Raw genomic sequence first — 18,582 nt, forward strand, 5'->3', positions numbered from 1 at the left:
CCGCGAGGCCCCTGAGGTCTCAGTGCGCGGCCGACTCCCAGTCACGGCCGAAACCGACGGCCACGTCCAGCGGGGCCCGCAGGTCCGCGGCGCCCGCCATCTCCCGGCGGACCAGTTCCTCCACCGGGCCGCGCTCGCCCGGGGCGACCTCCAGCACGATTTCGTCGTGCACCTGGAGCAGGATGCGGGAGCGCAGGCCCTCCTCGGCCAGGGCCCGGTCGACGCCCAGCATCGCGATCTTGACGATGTCGGCGGCGGTGCCCTGGATGGGCGCGTTGAGCGCCATCCGCTCGGCGGCCTCCCGCCGCTGCCGGTTGTCGCTGTTGAGGTCGGGCAGATAGCGGCGGCGGCCCAGGATCGTCGAGGTGTAGCCGGTGGCGCGGGCTTCCTCCACGACCCGGTGCAGGTAGTCCCGCACGCCGCCGAAACGCGCGAAGTAGTCGTCCATCAGCCGCCGCGCCTCGGCCGCCTCGATGCCGAGCTGCTGGGAGAGGCCGAACGCGGAGAGGCCGTACGCCAGGCCGTAGGACATGGCCTTGATCTTGCGGCGCATCTCCGGGTCGACCTGGGAGCGGTCCACGCCGAAGACCTGGGAGGCCACCGTGGAGTGCAGGTCCTCGCCGGAGAGGAAGGCCTGGATGAGCCCCTCGTCCTCGGAGAGGTGGGCCATCACCCGCAGCTCGATCTGGCTGTAGTCGGCCGTCAGCAGCGACTCGTACCCCTCGCCGACGACGAAGCCGCGGCGGATGGCGCGGCCCTCGTCGGTGCGGACGGGGATGTTCTGCAGATTGGGGTCGGTGGAGGAGAGCCGGCCGGTCGCCGCGACGGTCTGGTTGAAGGAGGTGTGGATGCGCCCGTCGGGGGCGATGGATTTGATCAGCCCCTCGACCGTGGAGCGGAGCCGGGCCTGCTCCCGGTGGCGCAGCATGATCACGGGGAGTTCGTGGTCGGTCTGCCCCGCCAGCCAGGCCAGGGCGTCGGCGTCGGTGGTGTAGCCGGTCTTGGTCTTCTTCGTCTTCGGCAGGCCCAGTTCGCCGAAGAACACCTCCTGGAGCTGCTTGGGCGAGCCGAGGTTGAACTCGCGGCCCACCGCGTCGTGCGCCTCACGGACCGCCTGCTGCACGGCGGCCGCGAACTGCTGCTCCATTCGCTCCAGCCAGCCACGGTCGGCGGCGATCCCGGCCCGCTCCATCCGGGCCAGCAGCCGGGAGGTCGGGTGGTCCACGTCGCGCAGCAGACCGGCGGCGCCCACCTCCTCCAGCCGCCCCTCCAGCGTCCCGCCGAGGTCCAGCACCGTGCGGGCCTCCACCATCAGGGCGTTGCGCTCCGCGTCCTCGTCGGCACCGAGGGCGAGCTGACCGCCGGCGTCGGCGGCCGGCGTCAGCTCCCGGCCCAGGTACTCCAGCGCCAGCGCGTCCAGGTCGAAGGTGCGGCGGCCGGGCCGGACCAGATAGGCGGCGAGCGCGGTGTCGAGGGTGACCCCGTCGAGCGTCCAGCCGTGCTCGGCGAAGACGCGCATCGTCTCCTTCGCCTTGTGCACCACCTTGGGCCGGCCGGCGTCGGCGAGCCAGGCCGCGAACGCCCGCTCGTCGGCCTCGTCCAGCCCGGCCGGGTCGAACCAGGCGGCCGGCCCGCCGCCCGCGGCGAGAGCGATCTCCGAGACGCCGCCGCCGCCCTGCGCCCAGTGGGCGACGGACGCCAGGCCCAGCGGCCCGGAGCCGTGAACCTCCAGCCAGGGGGCGAGACCGCCGGCGGAGAGCACCTCGCCGTCGACCTCGACGCCGGCGGCCGGGGCGGGCCCCTCTTCGTCCTCCGCTCCCGGGTCCACGGCGGCCAGCCGCTCCCGCAGGCTCGGGTTGCGGATCTCCAGGGCGTCCAGCAGCACGGCCATCGCCTTGCGGTCGTACGCCTCGCGGACCAGCCCCTCCGGGCCGGCCGGCAGCTCGACGTCCTTTATCAGGCCGGTGAGCCGGTGGTTGAGCTTGACGGCGTCCAGGTGCTCCCGGAGATTCTCCCCGGCCTTGCCCTTGACCTCATCGGCCCGCGCCACCAGCTCGTCGAACGAACCGAACTGCCTGATCCACTTGGCGGCGGTCTTCTCCCCCACGCCCGGGATGCCGGGGAGGTTGTCGGACGGGTCCCCCCGCAGCGCGGCGAAGTCCGGGTACTGGGCCGGGGTCAGCCCGTAGCGCTCCTCGACCTTCGCGGGGGTGAAGCGGGTCAGCTCCGAGACGCCCTTCGTGGGGTACAGCACCGTCACGTGGTCGCTGACGAGCTGGAAGGAATCCCGGTCGCCGGTGACGATCAGCACCTCGTAGCCGGCGGCCTCCGCCTGGGTGGCGAGGGTGGCGATGACGTCGTCGGCCTCGTAGCCCTCGATCGCGAACCGGGGGATCCGCATGGTGTCGAGCAGCTCGCCGATCAGCTCCACCTGGCCGCGGAACTCGTCGGGCGTCTTGGAGCGGTTGGCCTTGTACTCCGCGAACTCCTCGGAGCGCCAGGTCACGCGGGAGACGTCGAAGGCGACGGCCAGATGCGTCGGCGCCTCGTCACGCACCGTGTTGGCCAGCATCGACGCGAAGCCGTAGATGGCGTTGGTGGGCTGTCCCATGCTCGTCGTGAAGTTCTCCGCGGGCAGCGCGAAGAACGCGCGGTACGCCAGGGAGTGCCCGTCCATGAGCATGAGCCGGGGCCGCCCGTCCCCCGGGGGGACGGCCGCCGATGTCTTCTTCGCTGCTGTCTTCGCCACGGGGACGATCCTGCCAGACCCCACCGACACTCCCCGGTCACCCGGCTCCCGGCGGCGGGTGACGGGTGGCGGGCGGCGTGCGGCCGGGGCGCCCGGGCCGGTCTCCGGACGTACCGGGCCGTCCCCACCCCCCACCCCGTGACCACCACCGCCCCGGCGTGGCAAGATCGAACGACGCCCACCCGCCTCCGGGAGCCCCAGGGAGAACGTCATGGCAGCCAAGCCCCCCGTAAGCGACCCGGCCCAGGACGCCCCCGAGGTCGGCCCGCCGGCCCGGTCCGCCGCCGGACCGGCCGCCGTGGGGCGCTCCCTGCGGATGGCGGGACGGCAGATGGGGGCCCGGCGCACCGCGCTCACCCTCCTCCGCGTCAACCAGAAGGAAGGTTTCGACTGCCCCGGCTGCGCCTGGCCGGAGGCGGAGGACCGGCACACCGCCGAGTTCTGCGAGAACGGCGCCAAGGCCGTCGCCGAGGAGGCCACCCTGCGCCGGGTCACCCCGGACTTCTTCGCCGAGCACTCCGTCGCCGACCTCGCCGGGCGTAGCGGCTACTGGCTCGGCCAGCAGGGGCGGCTCACCGGCCCGATGTACCTCCCCGAGGGGGGCACCCACTACGAACCGGTGAGCTGGGACCGGGCGTTCGACATCGTCGCCGAGGAGCTGCGCGCCCTCGGCTCGCCCGACGAAGCCCTCTTCTACACCTCCGGCCGGACGAGCAACGAGGCCGCGTTCCTCTACCAGCTCTTCGCCCGCGCCCTGGGCACCAACAACCTCCCGGACTGCTCCAACCTCTGCCACGAGTCCTCGGGCGAGGCGCTCACCGAGACCATCGGCGTCGGCAAGGGCAGCGTCCTCCTGGAGGACCTGAACCGCGCCGACCTGATCATCGTCGCCGGGCAGAACCCGGGCACCAACCACCCGCGGATGCTCTCCGCGCTGGAGGCGGCGAAGGCCGCCGGGGCGCGGATCATCACCGTCAACCCGCTGCCCGAGGCGGGCATGATCCGCTTCCGCAACCCGCAGAACGCCCGCGGGATGGCCGGTCGCGGCACCGAGCTCACCGACCTCTTCCTGCAGATCCGCCTCGGCGGCGACCAGGCCCTCTTCCGGGAGCTGAGCCGGCTCCTGCTCGCCGCCGACGACGCCCTGCCGCCCGGCGCGGACGGCCCCCGCCCCCTCGACCACGCCTTCATCGGCGAGCACACCCACGGCTACGAGGAGTTCGCCGCCGCGGCGCGCGCCGCCGACCCGGCGGAGACCCTCCGCGCCACCGGCCTGGACCGCGCCGACATCGACGCGGCCCTGGAGATGGTGCTCGGCGCCCGGTCGATCGTCGTCTGCTGGGCGATGGGGCTCACCCAGCACAAGCACGCCGTCCCCACCATCCGCGAGATCGTCAACTTCCTGCTGCTCCGCGGCAACATCGGCCGCCCCGGCGCCGGCGTCTGCCCCGTGCGCGGCCACAGCAACGTCCAGGGCGACCGGACCATGGGCATCACCGAACGCCCCACGCCCGCCTTCCTCGACGCCCTGGAGAAGGAGTTCGGCTTCGCCCCGCCCCGGCGCCACGGCCTCGACGTCGTCGACTCCATCCGCGCCCTCCGCGACGGCACCGCGGGGGTCTTCTTCGCCATGGGCGGCAACTTCGTCGCCGCCTCACCCGACACGGACGTCACCGAGGCCGCGATGCGCCGCGCCCGGCTCACCGTGCACGTCTCCACCAAGCTGAACCGCTCCCACGCCGTGACCGGCGCGCGGGCGCTGATCCTGCCCACCCTCGGCCGCACCGAACGCGACCGGCAGGCCACCGGCGATCAGTTCGTCACCGTCGAGGACTCCATGGGCATGGTGCACGGCTCCCGCGGGCGCCTGGACCCGGCGAGCCCCGGCCTGCTCTCCGAACCCGCCATCGTGAGCCGCCTCGCCCGCCGGGTCCTCGACGGCGGCCCGGGCGGGGAGATCCCCTGGGAGGAGTTCGAGGGGGACTACCGGCTGATCCGCGAACGGATCTCGCGCGTCGTCCCCGGCTTCGAGGACTTCGAGGCGAAGGTGGCGCGCCCCGGCGGATTCACCCTGCCGCACGCCCCCCGTGACGAGCGCCGCTTCCCCACCGCCACCGGCAAGGCCAACTTCACCGCGGCGCCGCTGGAGTACCCGGAGCTGCCCGAGGGGCGGCTGCTGCTGCAGACCCTCCGCTCGCACGACCAGTACAACACCACCATCTACGGCCTCGACGACCACTACCGCGGCATCCGCGGCGGCCGCCGGGTCGTCCTGGTCCACCCCGAGGACGCCGGCGCGCTCGGCTTCGCCGACGGCTCCTACGCCGATCTCGTCGGCGAGTGGACCGACGGCACCGAGCGCCGCGCCCCCGGCTTCCGCGTCGTGCACTACCCCACCGCCCGGGGCTGCGCCGCCGCGTACTACCCGGAGACCAATGTGCTGGTGCCGCTGGACGCCACCGCGGACCGGAGCAACACCCCCGTCTCCAAGTCCGTCGTCGTCCGCCTCGAACCCGCCCCGTCCCCCGCCCCGTGACCTGCCCCACAGCGCCCGCCCCAGGGGACGGTGCACACTGCACCGACCGCCACGGCGCGCCGCCGTGCCCCGAGGAGAAGCCGGAGTCCCGCAGCATGGGCGAGCACAGCCCCATCACCTTCCCCCAGGAGATCCTGGACCAGTACGCCGGTCTCGGCGTGGACCTCGCCGCCCTGTTCTCCGCGGGGCACCTGGGCACCCGGATGGGGCTGGAGATCCGGGAGGCCTCCCCGGAGCGGGTCACCGGCACCCTGCCGGTCGAGGGCAACACCCAGCCCTACGGCCTGCTCCACGGCGGCGCCTCCGCGGTGCTCGCCGAGACCCTGGGGTCGGTGGGGGCCATGCTCCACGGCGGTCCGGGCAAGATCGCCGTGGGCGTCGACCTCAACTGCACCCACCACCGGGGCGTCCGCTCCGGTGTGGTCACCGGGGTCGCCACCCCCGTGCACCGTGGGCGCTCCACCGCCACCTACGAGACGGTCATCACCGACGAGGACGGCAAGCGGGTCTGCACCGCCCGGCTCACCTGCCTGCTCAAGGACGCCCCCACCGGCTGAGACCGGCCCCGGCCCGGGTGACAGCCCGCCGCCGTCCGCCGGACCCGGAGGCCGGTCCGGCCGTTGGCCCGCCCGGCGGCCCGTCCGGCGGTGGGCCACGCGTCCCGCCGGGATCGGCCGGCCCGCCCCGGCCGGGCCGCCCACCGTGCCGAGGGCGGCGCGAACGGGAACCCCTTCCGCGCGGTCCGCGCGCGAAGCGGGCGGGATGCGGGCGGCGGGAAACGGAACGCCCGGTCCCGGCGCCGCGCGGCCCGCCGGTGCCCGCGGCCGCGCGCAGCACCAGACCCGGCCGCCGCGGGGCACCCGGTCCGGCGCCGGTCCCCGGCGGCCCGTGCGGGCAGTCCCGCGAACCCCCGGAAGCGCGGCTCCCCGCCCGCGCCCTTTCCGCGCGCTCCGCGTCCCGCACGTCCCGCACGTCCCACAGGGCTCGCGGGCTCCCCTGACCGCTCGCTCCCGCCCCTGCCCCGCCGGCCGGCCGCCCCGGGCACGAGGGCGTCCACCCCGCCCGGCGCGCGCCGGGCGCACGGGCCCGGGACCGCCCACGGAACGTGTCCGAAACGTCCGTTCCGCTCACCCAATCGTAACGCTGCGTAACACAACTGCCGAACGGCCCTCCCCGGAACCGGACCCTCCCGCGCCACCGCGCCCCGCGTCCCGGAAGGGCGCACGATATGCGGACCCCCCTCCGGGAGGTTTCGCCGGCACCCCTCCGCCGAACTGCGGAATCAATGATTCCGGGCCGTCCGCTGCCCGTCCGGCCACCGCCCGGGCGCCCACGCGGTCCCGGGGCCGGCGCCTGCGGGGACACCCGGCATAACAAGAGCGTCACATCCTTGACCAGCATCTGCCGGGGCGCAGCTCCTCCCCATATATTCACCGCCAGTTACCGCGACTCCGGGCAGGCCCACGGACACCCCCTCCACGCCACCAGCACCACCCGTGCCAGGGGCAACACGCAGCACCTCTTCCACCCCCCACGCCGCCCGGCGACGCGACACGGCCCACTCAGGCGAGAAGGCCGCGCCAGGGGAAAGGACAGATCGTGCGTCACCGTTCCTTGCTCGTACTCACCACCGCGGTCACCGCGGGGGCACTCACACTCACCGCCTGCGGCTCACGCGACGACAGCGCAGGAGGCGGCGGTGACGGCGGCAGCACCACCGTCGTGATCGGCGTCGACGCCCCGCTCTCCGGCAAGCTCTCCGCGCTCGGCCAGGGCATCAAGAACTCCGCGGAACTGGCCGTGAAGACGGCCAACAAGAACAAGGAAGTCGAGGGCGTCACCTTCAAGCTGCTGGCGCTGGACGACGTCGCCCAGCCCGGCACCGGCCAGCAGAACGCCAACCGCATCATCGACAACAAGGAGGCGGTCGGCGCCATCGGCCCGCTGAACTCCAACGTCGCCCCGCCGATGCAGAAGGCCTTCGACCAGGCCGACATGGCCCTCATCTCCCCGGCCAACACCGCCCCCGAGCTCACCCAGGGCAAGGACTGGCGCGACGGCAAGAAGGTCCGCCCCTTCAAGACCTACTTCCGCACCTCCACCACGGACGCCGTGCAGGGCCCCTACGCCGCCCAGTACATGTTCGAGGAGAAGAAGCTCAAGAAGGTCTTCGTCATCGACGACAAGAAGACCTACGGCGCCGGTCTCGCCGGCACCTTCAAGGACGAATTCGTCAAGCTCGGCGGCGAGGTCGTGGGCACCGACCACATCAACCCCGAGGACACCGACTTCTCGGCCATCGCCACCAAGGTCTCCAACTCCGACGCGGAGTTCGTCTACTACGGCGGCGAGTACCCGGCCGGCGCCCCCCTCGCCGACCAGATCAAGAAGGCCGGGGCCAAGATCCCCACCGTCGGCGGCGACGCCCTCTACAGCGGCGAGTACGTCAAGCTCGCCAAGAAGAACTCCGAAGGTGACATCGCCACCTCCGTCGGCGCGCCCCTGGAGACCCTCGACACGGCCAAGACCTTCATGAAGGACTACGAGGCCGCCGGCTACGACCTGCCCTACGAGGCCTACGGCGGTTACTCCTACGACAGCACCTGGGCGATCATCCAGGCCGTGAAGGCGGTCGTCGAGGGGAACGACGGCAAGCTCCCCGACAACATCAACGACACCCGCAGCAAGGTCGTCGAAGCCGTCCAGAAGGTCTCCTTCGAAGGGGTCAGCGGCGCCGTCTCCTTCGACGAGTACGGCGACACCACCAACCGGCAGCTCTCCCTCTACGAGGTCAAGAACGGCACGCACAGCGTCGTCAAGACCGGCGAGTACAAGGACTGACCCGGGCACACCGCCCACCCGAACCGCATCACTGCAGCCGCGCGGGGGCGCCACCGGCGTCCCCGCGCAGCCGTATCCACCACCCATCTTCGGAGGCCCAGCGGTGCACGACCTGCCGCAGCAGCTCGCCAACGGCCTGATACTCGGAGCGATGTACGGCTTGATCGCCATCGGGTACACCATGGTCTACGGCATAGTCCAGCTCATCAACTTCGCCCATGGCGAGATCTTCATGATCGGAGGATTCGGCGCCCTCACCGCCTGGCTCCTCCTCCCCTCCGGCACCTCGATCGCCCTCGCCCTGCCCCTCATGCTCCTGCTGGGCATGGCCTGCTCGGTCCTCGTCGGCATGGGCGCCGAACGCTTCGCCTACCGCCCGCTGCGCGGCGGCCCCCGGCTGGCCCCCCTCATCACCGCCATCGGCCTCTCCATCGCGCTCCAGCAGGCCATCTGGGCGTTCTACCCCGACGCCAAGAAGGCCCGGCCCTTCCCCCAGTTCGGCGGGGACCCCATCGACCTGGGCGCGTTCTCCATCCAGCGCGGCGAGCTCTTCCTCATCACCGCCGCCCCGCTGTGCATGATCGTCCTGGCGCTCTTCGTCTCCAAGTCCCGCACCGGCCGCGCCATGCAGGCCACCTCGCAGGACCCGGACACCGCCAAGCTCATGGGCATCAACACCGACCGCATCATCGTCACCGCCTTCGCCATCGGCGCCGCCTTCGCCGCCATCGCCGCCATCGCCCACGGCCTCAAGTACGGCCAGGTCGACTTCAAGATGGGCTTCATCGCCGGGCTCAAGGCCTTCACCGCCGCCGTCCTCGGCGGCATCGGCAACATCTACGGCGCCATGATCGGCGGCCTCGTCCTCGGCTTCACCGAAGCCATGGCCACCGCCTACATCGAGTACATCCCCGGCATGGAACTCTTCGGGGGCGGCGCGTGGAAGGACGTCTGGGCCTTCGTCCTGCTCATCCTCGTCCTGCTGCTCCGGCCACAGGGGCTGCTCGGCGAACGCGTCACGGATCGGGCGTGATCACCATGACGACGACCCACCCCACCGCCACCGCCCCAGCCCGGCCGGGCCCCGCGCCCACCCCCGGCACACTGCCGCTCCCCGCGGGAACCGCGCGCGCCGTCACCACCGCCGGAGCCGTCCTCACCCTCGCCGCCACCTTCCTCCCCTGGACCTGGACCAGGGCCTTCCCCGGCAACCTCACCGTCACCGGCTACCCCGGCGGCCTCCAGGTCCTCACCCTCACCGGCGCCCTCCTCGTCCTCCTCTTCCTCGCCTCCGGACACGGCGTCCGCGGCCTGCGCTGGCTCACCCCCGGCGGCACCACCGCCCCCCTCGTCCTCCTCACCGCCGGCACCTTCGCCACCACCTGGTACGCCGCCGGAGCGATCTCCGTCACCCTCGGCGGGGTCGTCAACCTCGAACCCGGCGCCTGGATCGCCACCGCCGGCTCCCTGCTCGCCCTCGCCGGCGCCCTCGGCCTCCCCGCCGACACCCCCGCCGGCACCGACGGCCCGTCCGGCACCGGCGCCCCCGCGATCCAGCGGCTGCGCCACTCCCTCCAGGCCCCCGCCCCCCGCCCCGCCCGGGCCCTCCCGGACTGGGCCGAGATCCTCCTCATCGCCGGCGCCTTCGCCGTCGTGCTGTACGTCTTCACCTACGGCATCGCCACCGAGTACGGGGAACTCTTCGTCGGCTTCCTCCTGCTCACCGGCTGCGCCGCCCCGGCCCTGGCCAAGGCGGGACTCATCCGGCGCGTCAGCCGGCTCACCGCCCGGCACCGCAACGTCTCCATCGCCGCGGCCTTCGTCGCCGCCGCGGCCTTCCCCTTCCTCCAGAGCGACAACCAGTTCACCTCGATCGCCGCGAACATCCTGATCTTCGCCACCGTCGCGCTCGGACTGAACGTCGTCGTCGGCCTCGCCGGCCTGCTGGACCTCGGATACGTCGCCTTCCTCGGCGTCGGCGCCTACACCGCCGCCCTGGTCTCCGGCTCGCCCTACTCCAGCGTCGGCCTGAAGTTCCCCTTCTGGGCCGCCGTCCTCACCGGGGCCCTCGCCTCGCTCATCTTCGGCGTCCTCATCGGCGCCCCGACCCTGCGGCTCCGCGGCGACTACCTCGCCATCGTCACCCTCGGCTTCGGCGAGATCTTCCGCATCGGCATGCAGAACCTCGACGGGATCTCCGGCCCCGCCGTCACCAACGGCTCCACCGGCATCCCGCAGATCCCCGACCTGGAGATCCTCGGGTTCAACTTCGGCGAGACCCACAGCTTCCTCGGGTTCGACTTCACCCGCTCGGCCAACTACTTCTGGCTGATGCTGTTCTTCACCGTCATCGTGGTCTCCGTCTTCCGGCGCTCCGACTCCTCCCGGATCGGGCGCGCCTGGGTCGCCATCCGCGAGGACGAGACGGCCGCCCGCGCCATGGGCATCAACGCGTTCCGCTTCAAGCTGATCGCCTTCGCCCTCGGCGCCACCCTCGCCGGCCTCGCCGGCACCGTCCAGGCGCACGCCGTCTCCTCGATCGACCCCGAGCAGTACAAGTTCGTCGAGGCCGTGCCGCCCAACTCGGCGTTCCTGCTCGCCGCCGTCATCCTCGGCGGCATGGGCACCGTCGGCGGCCCCCTCATCGGCGCCGCGCTGCTCTTCCTCATCCCGGCCAAGCTCCAGTTCATCGGCGAGTACCAGCTGCTGCTCTTCGGGGTCGCCCTCGTCCTGCTGATGCGGTTCCGCCCCGAAGGGCTGGTCGCGGACCGCCGTAAGCAGCTCGAGTTCCACGAGACCGGGCAGCTGGACGTCCCCGACGCCAAGGCCCTCGCCCCCGTCGACGGCAACGGCAACGGCACGACCGGCGGACCGGACGGACCCAACGACCCCGGCACCACCGGCCCCGGCAAGGCGGAGGGCTGACCCACATGACCACGCACACCACCACACCCGCCGCCACCGGCACCGGCGAAGGAGGCACCGTCCTCGAAGCCACCGGCGTCACCATGCGCTTCGGCGGCCTCACGGCGGTCAAGAGTGTCGACCTCACCGTCAACAGCGGCGAGATCGTCGGCCTCATCGGCCCCAACGGCGCCGGCAAGACCACCTTCTTCAACTGCCTCACCGGCCTCTACGTCCCCACCGAGGGACGCGTCGCCTACCGCGGCACGGTGCTGCCCTCCCGGTCCCACCTCGTCACCCAGGCCGGTATCGCGCGCACCTTCCAGAACATCCGCCTCTTCCCCAACATGACCGTCCTGGAGAACGTCCTCGTCGGCCGGCACACCCGCACCCGCGAAGGACTCCTCGCCGCGCTCCTGCGCGGCCCGCGCTTCAAGAAGGCCGAGGCCGAGTCCGAGGCACGCGCCATGGAACTCCTGGAGTTCACCGGCCTCGCCGGCAAGCGCGACCACCTCGCCCGCAACCTCCCCTACGGCGAACAGCGCAAGCTCGAGATCGCCCGCGCCCTCGCCAGCGACCCCGGCCTGCTCCTGCTCGACGAACCCACCGCGGGCATGAACCCGCAGGAGACCCTGGCCACCCAGGAACTCGTCTTCGCCGTCCGCGACCAGGGCATCGCCGTCCTCGTCATCGAGCACGACATGCGGTTCATCTTCAACCTCTGCGACCGCGTCGCCGTCCTCGTCCAGGGGGAGAAACTCCTCGAAGGCACCCCCGAGGTCGTCCAGCGCGACGAGCGCGTCATCGCCGCCTACCTCGGCACCCCGCCCGAAGAGGTCGCCGCCGCGAGCCGCCCCGGCGGCGCGGAGGACGGGCCCGGAGCCGCGGACGGCGCCCCGGCCACCACCGCGGAACGCCCCACCGGAACACCAGACCCCGGGGCACGGAACGACACCGGCGGCCACGGCCCCGCGGGCACCGAAGGAGGCGAGAAGGCATGACCGCACTGCTCGAGGTCGAGAACCTGCGGGTCGCCTACGGCAAGATCGAAGCCGTCAAGGGCATCTCCTTCAGCGTCGAGGCCGGCCAGGTCGTCACCCTGATCGGCACCAACGGCGCCGGCAAGACGACCACCCTGCGCACCCTCTCCGGGCTGCTCAAGCCGCTCGGCGGCACCGTCGTCTTCGACGGCCGCAAGCTCAACGGCGTCCCGGCCCACAAGATCGTCGAGTTGGGACTCGCGCACTCCCCCGAGGGACGCCACATCTTCCCCCGGCTCACCATCGCGGAGAACCTCCAGCTCGGCGCCTTCCTCCGGAAGGACAACGCCGGCATCGCCCAGGACATCGAACGCGCCTACGAGCGCTTCCCCATCCTCGGCGAACGGCGCAAACAGCCCGCCGGCACCCTCTCCGGCGGCGAGCAGCAGATGCTCGCCATGGGCCGCGCCCTGATGTCCCGCCCCAAGCTGCTCATGCTGGACGAGCCCTCCATGGGCCTCTCCCCCATCATGATGCAGAAGATCATGGAGACCATCGGCGAACTCCGGGCCCAGGGCACCACCATCCTGCTCGTCGAGCAGAACGCCCAGGCCGCCCTCTCCCTCGCCGACCACGGACATGTGATGGAGATCGGCAAGATCGTCCTCTCCGGCACCGGGCAGGACCTGCTCCACGACGAGTCCGTGCGCAAGGCCTACCTCGGCGAGGACTGACCCCCTTCCCGGGGCGCCGGTCACCGCGATCTGCGCCCCGGGGCACGCTTCACCCCGGATGAACCGGATGAACCGCATGAATGGGAGGAAGGGGCCGGCGGCACCGGTTCATCCGGTGCCGCCGGCCCCTTCCTCTGTTCCTCGCCGCCGGCCCCTCGCCGCCGGGCACGGTGACGGTCGCCCGCCCCGCGCCGGAGGGCGGATCACGCCTGCTGCTGCCGCTTCTTCTCCTCGGCGTCCTCGATGATCGCCTCCGCGACCTGCTGCATCGACATCCGCCGGTCCATCGACGTCTTCTGGATCCAGCGGAACGCCGCCGGCTCCGTCAGTCCGTACTCGGTCTGCAGCACGGACTTCGCCCGGTCGACCAGCTTGCGGGTCTCCAGCCGCTGCGAGAGGTCCGCGACCTCCGCCTCCAGGGTCTTGAGCTGGGTGAAGCGCGAGACCGCCATCTCGATCGCCGGCACCACGTCGCTCTTGCCGAACGGCTTCACCAGATACGCCATGGCCCCGGCGTCCCGCGCCCGCTCCACCAGTTCCCGCTGCGAGAACGCCGTCAGCATCAGCACCGGGGCGATGTTCTCCTCACCGATCTGCTCCGCGGCGGAGATGCCGTCCAGCACGGGCATCTTCACATCGAGGATCACCAGGTCCGGGCGGAGATCACGGGCCAGCTCCACCGCCTTCTGCCCGTCCCCGGCCTCACCGACGACCGTGTAGCCCTCCTCCTCCAGCATCTCCTTGAGATCCAGGCGGATCAGCGCCTCGTCCTCGGCGATCACCACGCGGGTCGTCTGCGGGGGGACGTGCGACTGCTCGTCGGCGGCAACGGGCTGCTCGGGCTCGGCGGCGCTCACGGGTCTCCTCGTTCCAGGCAGGTTGTGCTCCCAGAGCCTACCTGCGAGACGTCGCGCGGTCCCACAGGGTAAGCTGTCCCGTGCGGTCCGGCCGGGTTGGTGGAACAGGTAGACACTGAAGTCTCAAACACTTCTGCCCGAGAGGGCGTGCGGGTTCGAGTCCCGCACCCGGCACCCCATTGAAGCGGAATTAGCCATTCGCGCTAATGAGGCCCGATCCACCGTTGTACGGCCGTGAACAGAGTGACGATAGACCTGTGAAACGTCACTCTCCTTCGCTCCGGCGAGAAGCCCTTGATCTCATGCGCAGCGGCGCATCCCACCGCGCGGTCTCCGAACAACTCGGCGTCCCTCCGGGGACCGTCACCTGGTGGCGGCACATCGACCGCAAGAAGCGCGGCGAGGTAACGGAAAGAGCGCCGGTGGAGTGCCCCCGGTGCACGCGGAAATCGATCGACGGCCAGGCGTACTCCTATCTCCTCGGCCTCTATCTCGGCGACGGACACATCATTTCGCGGGAGAAGCAGCATCACCTGTCGATCTTCTGCACCGCCACCTGGACGGGGCTCATCCAGGAAGCCGAAACCGCCATGCGGAAAGTCATGACCCGGCCAAGGATCAGTCACCGGGAACGGCGAGGCTGCGTGGAGGTCAAATCATTCAGCAGGCACTGGCCGTGCCTCTTCCCGCAACACGGCCCCGGGAAGAAGATGGACCGGCTCATCGCGCTGGAGCAGTGGCAGAAGGATATCGTCGACGAATTTCCGTGGGACCTCTTACGCGGACTCATCCATTCCGACGGATGCCGGGTGAACAACTGGACGACCAAAATCGTCCGCGGAGAGCGGAAACGGTACGAGTACCCCCGTTATTTCTTCACCAACAAGTCCGACGACATCCGCCGGCTCTGTACCGACACCCTCGACCGGCTCGGGATCGCCGGGACGCACTGCACGCGGGACGGGCGGCCGTTCAACATCTCCGTCGCACGGCGGGCCGACGTGGCCCTCATGGACGAGCACATCGGGCCCAAGCACTGAACCCCCCGCGGGCCGCGGGCCGGCCGGGCCGGTGAAGAGCGGTTCCGTGGACGGCGGGCCGGTGAAGGGCAGGCCGGGCGGAGCGGCGGGGTGGGTCCGTGGGGGCCCACCCCGCCGTCCGGTACGGCGGGCTCCGGGTCCCCTTGCCGTGCCCGCCGCTCCTCGGCCGGCCGTCCGTGATCCGGTGGCGCGGCCGCCGGGATCGCCGGTGGCCGTGGTGGCCGGCCGGCCGCCGGCGTGGTTCAGGCCATGCCGGCCGCCCAGCGGACGCCGCCGAGCAGGTGACGCAGGAAGGCGGGTTCGGCGTAGGACTCGGCGGTGTGGCCGAGCCCGGTGTAGAAGGAGCGGCCGCCCTGGTAGTCGTGGCACCAGGCGATGGGGTGGTCGCCGCCCATGGTGCCGCCGGTGTAGCTGGATTCGTTGAGGGAGGCCAGGACCCGGACGGCGGGGCGGGGGTTGGTGCGGTAGTTGTACCACTCGTCGGTGCGGCGCCAGGTCGCCGCGAGGTGGGCGGTGGCGTCGTGGGTCCGGTCCTCGACGGTGACGGTGGCGGGCTGGATGGCGGGGTGGGAGGCGAAGTAGGCGCCGACGAGGCCGCCGTACCACGGCCAGGTGTACTCGGTGTCGGCGGCGGCGTGGACGCCGGCGTAGCCGCCCCCGGCGCGGAGGTAGCCCTCGAAGGCGGTCTGCTGGGCGGGGCCGAGGACGTCACCGGTGGTGGAGAGGAAGACGACGGCGCGGTACCGGGCGAGGCCGGCGGTGGTGAACGCGGCGGGGTCCTCGGTGGTGGTGACGGCGAAGTCGTTCTCGGCGCCCAGGCGGCGGAGGGCGGTGACGCCCTGGGGGATGGAGTCGTGGCGGAAGCCCGCGGTCCGGGTGAAGACGAGGATCTCGTAGGCGGCTGCGCCGGAGGAAGCGGAGGGGGTGGAGCGGGTGGCGGCGGCCGCGGCCGGGGTGACGGCGGCGGTCAGGGCCGCGGCGCCCAGGGTGGTGACGATCCGGCGCCGGGTCGGGCGGCGTGCCGTGCCGTTCGGGGGACGGTCCGCGGTGGGGCCGGGGGTGGGGTCCGGTGTGGGGTCCGGGCCGTGGCCGGGGGCGGGGTTCATGAGGGCTCCTTCCTGGTGGGGTGGTCCGTGGTGGAGCCGGTGGTGGTGAAGGTGAAGTCGTCGACGTCGAAGAGGTATCCGCTGCCGGTGGGGCCCTTGAAGACCAGGTGCAGGGTGGTGGTCCCGGTGGGGGCGCCCGTGAGGGCGGTCGTCACGTCGCGGAAGTTCTCCCAGCCACCGGTGTTGGGGACGGCGACGCTGCCGAGGAGGGTTCCGGTGGGTGAGCCGGCGCGGATCTCCAGGGTGCCGCCGGCGCCACCGGAGGCGACCCGGGCGGTGATCCTGGTGGCGTCGGCGAGCCGGTAGGGCTCGAACGCGATCCAGTCGCCGTTGTCGGTGAAGCCCACGGTCCGTCCGCCGTGCGCGGGGGTGTGGTCGGCGATCTCGACGCCGCTCTGCCGGGAGAAGTGCTCGGCCTGGCGCTGCCTGGTCTGGGTCACGTGCTGGTCGGTGCCGGTGAGGCCGCCGGTGTCGGTGTATTCGGCGTTCCAGACACCGAAGATGTTGGCGTTGGGGTCGTGTTCCCCGTCGGAGAGGGTGCGGAGGGTGCCGGAGCAGCCGGTGGCCGAGGTCTGGGGGTGGGCGTGGCTGTCGTGGCCGACCAGGAAGGTCAGTTTGACCTTGGTGCAGTCGACGGTTCCGTCCTCGGGGTCACGGACCGTGATCTTGTACGGTACGGCGTCGCCGAAGTCGGCGAGTTGCCCGTCGGCGGGCAGGTCGAGGGTCACGGTGGGGGTGGTGTTGCCGACGGTGACGGTGACGGAGGCGGTGGCGGTCAGTCCGGTGGGGTCCCGGACGGTCAGGGTGGCGGTGTAGGTGCCGTTGGTGGTGTAGGTGTGGCTGGGGTTGGCGCCGGTGGCGGTGGTGCCGTCGCCGAAGGCCCAGTTGTAGGTGAGGGTGCCTCCGTCGGGGTCGTTGCTGCCCTGGGAGGAGAACTGGACGCGGAGCGGGGCGGGTCCGGAGGTGGGGGTGGCGGATGCCTGGGCGATGGGTGAGAGGCCGCCGCTGACGTTCTCGATCCGGTAGAGGGCGCTGTTCTGGTCGCCGTTGCCCCAGCCGGTGCCGTAGTCCAGGACGTAGAGGGCGCCGTCGGGGCCGAAGTCGGCGTCCATGAGCTGGGTGCCGGTCCAGGGGAAGGAGGTGATGGCTCCCCGGCTGCCGTCGGGCCTGATGTCGATGGTCTTGATCCACCGTCGCCCGAACTCCAGGGCGAAGAAGTCGCCGTCGTACTCCTGGGGGAATTTGACGGAGGAGTTGAGGCCGGGGTCGTACTGGTAGACCGGGCCGGCCATCGGGGCCTCGGAGCCGTTGCCGAACTCCGGGAGGGAGCCGCCGTCGTACCAGATCCAGGCGGGGGTGGCGGCCGGGAGGGTGGTGCGGCCGGTGTTGTTGGGCGAGGTGTTGGCGGGTGCCGAGCAGTTGAAGGCGGAGCCGGAGGTGTTGGTGGCGAAGTTGTGGTCGACGTAGGGCTTGTTGTCGCCGACGCAGTAGGGCCAGCCGTGGTTGCCGGGCTTGGTGACGCGGTCGAACTCGACCAGTCCGCCGGGGCCCCGGGTGGCGGAGGCGGTGCCGGCGTCGGGCCCGTACTCGCCGACGTAGACGGCGCCGGTGCGCTGGTCGATGCTGATCCGGAAGGGGTTACGGAAGCCCATGGCGTAGATCTCGGGCCGGGTGTTCGCGGTGCCGGGGGCGAAGAGGTTGCCGCTGGGGATGGTGTAGGAGCCGTTGGCGGCGACCTTGATGCGGAGGATCTTGCCGCGCAGGTCGTTGGTGTTGCCGGCGGAGCGCTGGGCGTCGTAGACGGGGTTGCGGTTCGGCCGCTCGTCGATGGGGGTGTAGCCGTCGGAGGCGAACGGGTTGCTGTCGTCTCCGGTGGAGAGGTAGAGGTTGCCCTGGGCGTCGAATTCGATGTCGCCGCCGACGTGGCAGCACATGCCGCGGTCGGTGGGGACGTCGAGGACGGTCACCTCGCTGGCCCGGTTGAGCGTGTTGTCGCTGTTGAGGGTGAAGCGGGAGAGCCGGTTGACGCCCTTGAAGCGCTGGAAGTCCGCGGCGGTGCCCTGGCTGGGCGCGTCCCCGGAGGGTGTGTTCAGCGGGGGCGCGTAGTAGAGGTAGATGTGGCGGTTGGTGGCGAAGCCGGGGTCGGCGGCGATGCCCTGGAGGCCCTCTTCGTCGTGGGTGTAGACCTCGAGCCGGCCGGCGACGCGGGTGTTGCCCTGGGCGTCGGTGACGCGGACGGTGCCGTCGCGTGAGGTGTGCAGGACGGAGCGGTCGGGCAGGACGGCCAGGGACATCGGCTCGCCCGTCTCGGCGACCCCTTTGGCGAGGGTGACCTGCTGGAACTCGGCCTGTGCCCGGTCGGGGGCGGCTGGTTCGGCGGTGGCGGGCGAGGGGCCGGTGAGGGCGCCCGCCGTGATGAGTAAGGAGCCGGCCAGGGCGGTCAGCAGCCGTCTGATTCTTCGGTGCACGGGGTCCTCCGGGGACGGTGGGGCCGGTGGCCGGTGGGCCGGCCGGGCAGGGTGCCGCCGTGCGGGTGGTGTCCCGGTGCGGCCGGGGCGGCGGCCGCGGGCGGCGGGGCGGGCCCGGTGGGCGCGGTGGGGGCGCGCCGGGCGGTGGAGTGGAGGGCTGGTGGTTGCCGGTGCCGGTGCCGGTGCCGTCGCCTTGACGGGGCTGCGGCCGGCGCCGGCGGGAGGGAGCGGGGTCGCCGGTGTGCCAGGGAGGAACGGCGGGGTGTCAGGACGGCGGGGGCGCTCCCGGGGGGGGCGGGGAGCGGGCCGGGGGGGGGGGGGGGGGGGGGGGGGGGGGGGGGGGGGCGGGGGGGGGGGGGGGGGGGGC

11 protein-coding genes, 1 tRNA gene and 1 pseudogene are annotated in these 18,582 nt (G+C 72.2%); 9 read left to right on the top strand and 4 right to left on the bottom strand.

Annotated features, from left to right (window positions below; genetic code table 11):
* Positions 1-19 precede the first annotated feature (19 nt).
* A complete protein-coding gene (polA, locus tag HCK00_RS17025) occupies positions 20-2,749 on the bottom strand; it encodes a DNA polymerase I (protein ID WP_168102819.1) in 2,730 nt (909 codons plus the stop codon).
* A gap of 211 nt (positions 2,750-2,960) precedes the next feature.
* On the opposite strand from polA, the gene HCK00_RS17030 reads away from it, so the two are divergent.
* From HCK00_RS17030 to HCK00_RS17060, 7 genes are all read left to right on the top strand, one after another.
* Positions 2,961-5,285, top strand: a complete 2,325-nt coding sequence (locus tag HCK00_RS17030; RefSeq protein ID WP_168102820.1) for an FdhF/YdeP family oxidoreductase — start codon at positions 2,961-2,963, stop codon at positions 5,283-5,285.
* 95 nt (positions 5,286-5,380) lie between these two features.
* Positions 5,381-5,842 carry a PaaI family thioesterase gene (locus tag HCK00_RS17035; RefSeq protein WP_168102821.1) on the top strand — a complete coding sequence of 154 codons (462 nt, stop codon included), beginning with the start codon at positions 5,381-5,383 and terminating at the stop codon, positions 5,840-5,842.
* 1,042 nt (positions 5,843-6,884) lie between these two features.
* Complete coding sequence (locus HCK00_RS17040) at positions 6,885-8,126, top strand: branched-chain amino acid ABC transporter substrate-binding protein (RefSeq protein WP_168102822.1); 1,242 nt, start codon at positions 6,885-6,887, stop codon at positions 8,124-8,126.
* Between the two features lie 103 nt (positions 8,127-8,229).
* Positions 8,230-9,159: a branched-chain amino acid ABC transporter permease gene (locus HCK00_RS17045; protein WP_168102823.1), complete on the top strand. Its 930-nt coding sequence runs from the start codon at positions 8,230-8,232 to the stop codon at positions 9,157-9,159.
* Positions 9,160-9,164: 5 nt separating this feature from the next.
* Positions 9,165-11,051, top strand: coding sequence for a branched-chain amino acid ABC transporter permease (locus tag HCK00_RS17050; RefSeq protein WP_168102845.1), 1,887 nt, complete (start codon positions 9,165-9,167; stop codon positions 11,049-11,051).
* A gap of 5 nt (positions 11,052-11,056) precedes the next feature.
* Positions 11,057-12,031 carry an ABC transporter ATP-binding protein gene (locus HCK00_RS17055; RefSeq protein WP_168102824.1) on the top strand — a complete coding sequence of 325 codons (975 nt, stop codon included), beginning with the start codon at positions 11,057-11,059 and terminating at the stop codon, positions 12,029-12,031.
* Positions 12,028-12,744 carry an ABC transporter ATP-binding protein gene (locus HCK00_RS17060; protein WP_168102825.1) on the top strand — a complete coding sequence of 239 codons (717 nt, stop codon included), beginning with the start codon at positions 12,028-12,030 and terminating at the stop codon, positions 12,742-12,744. The genes HCK00_RS17055 and HCK00_RS17060 overlap by 4 nt, the downstream gene beginning before the upstream one ends.
* A 203-nt stretch (positions 12,745-12,947) precedes the next feature.
* Here HCK00_RS17060 and HCK00_RS17065 read toward each other — a convergent pair whose 3' ends face one another.
* A complete protein-coding gene (locus tag HCK00_RS17065; protein ID WP_168102826.1) occupies positions 12,948-13,601 on the bottom strand; it encodes an ANTAR domain-containing response regulator in 654 nt (217 codons plus the stop codon).
* 90 nt (positions 13,602-13,691) lie between these two features.
* Between HCK00_RS17065 and HCK00_RS17070 the strand changes: the two genes are divergently transcribed.
* Together HCK00_RS17070 and HCK00_RS17075 are read left to right on the top strand one after the other, a co-directional pair.
* A tRNA-Leu gene (locus HCK00_RS17070) sits at positions 13,692-13,775 on the top strand.
* Positions 13,776-13,903: 128 nt separating this feature from the next.
* Positions 13,904-14,641, top strand: coding sequence for a helix-turn-helix domain-containing protein (locus tag HCK00_RS17075; protein ID WP_168102827.1), 738 nt, complete (start codon positions 13,904-13,906; stop codon positions 14,639-14,641).
* 248 nt (positions 14,642-14,889) lie between these two features.
* Here HCK00_RS17075 and HCK00_RS17080 read toward each other — a convergent pair.
* Positions 14,890-15,747, bottom strand: a pseudogene (locus HCK00_RS17080) (ThuA domain-containing protein); the annotation flags it as partial.
* Complete coding sequence (locus HCK00_RS17085; protein WP_168102829.1) at positions 15,744-18,215, bottom strand: carbohydrate-binding protein; 2,472 nt, start codon at positions 18,213-18,215, stop codon at positions 15,744-15,746. The gene HCK00_RS17085 and the pseudogene HCK00_RS17080, both read right to left, overlap by 4 nt.
* Positions 18,216-18,582: the final 367 nt, after the last annotated feature.

Origin of the sequence: Streptomyces zingiberis (assembly GCF_012034935.1) — a bacterium.
In the GTDB taxonomy this organism is placed as follows: Bacteria; Actinomycetota; Actinomycetes; order Streptomycetales; family Streptomycetaceae; genus Streptomyces; species Streptomyces zingiberis.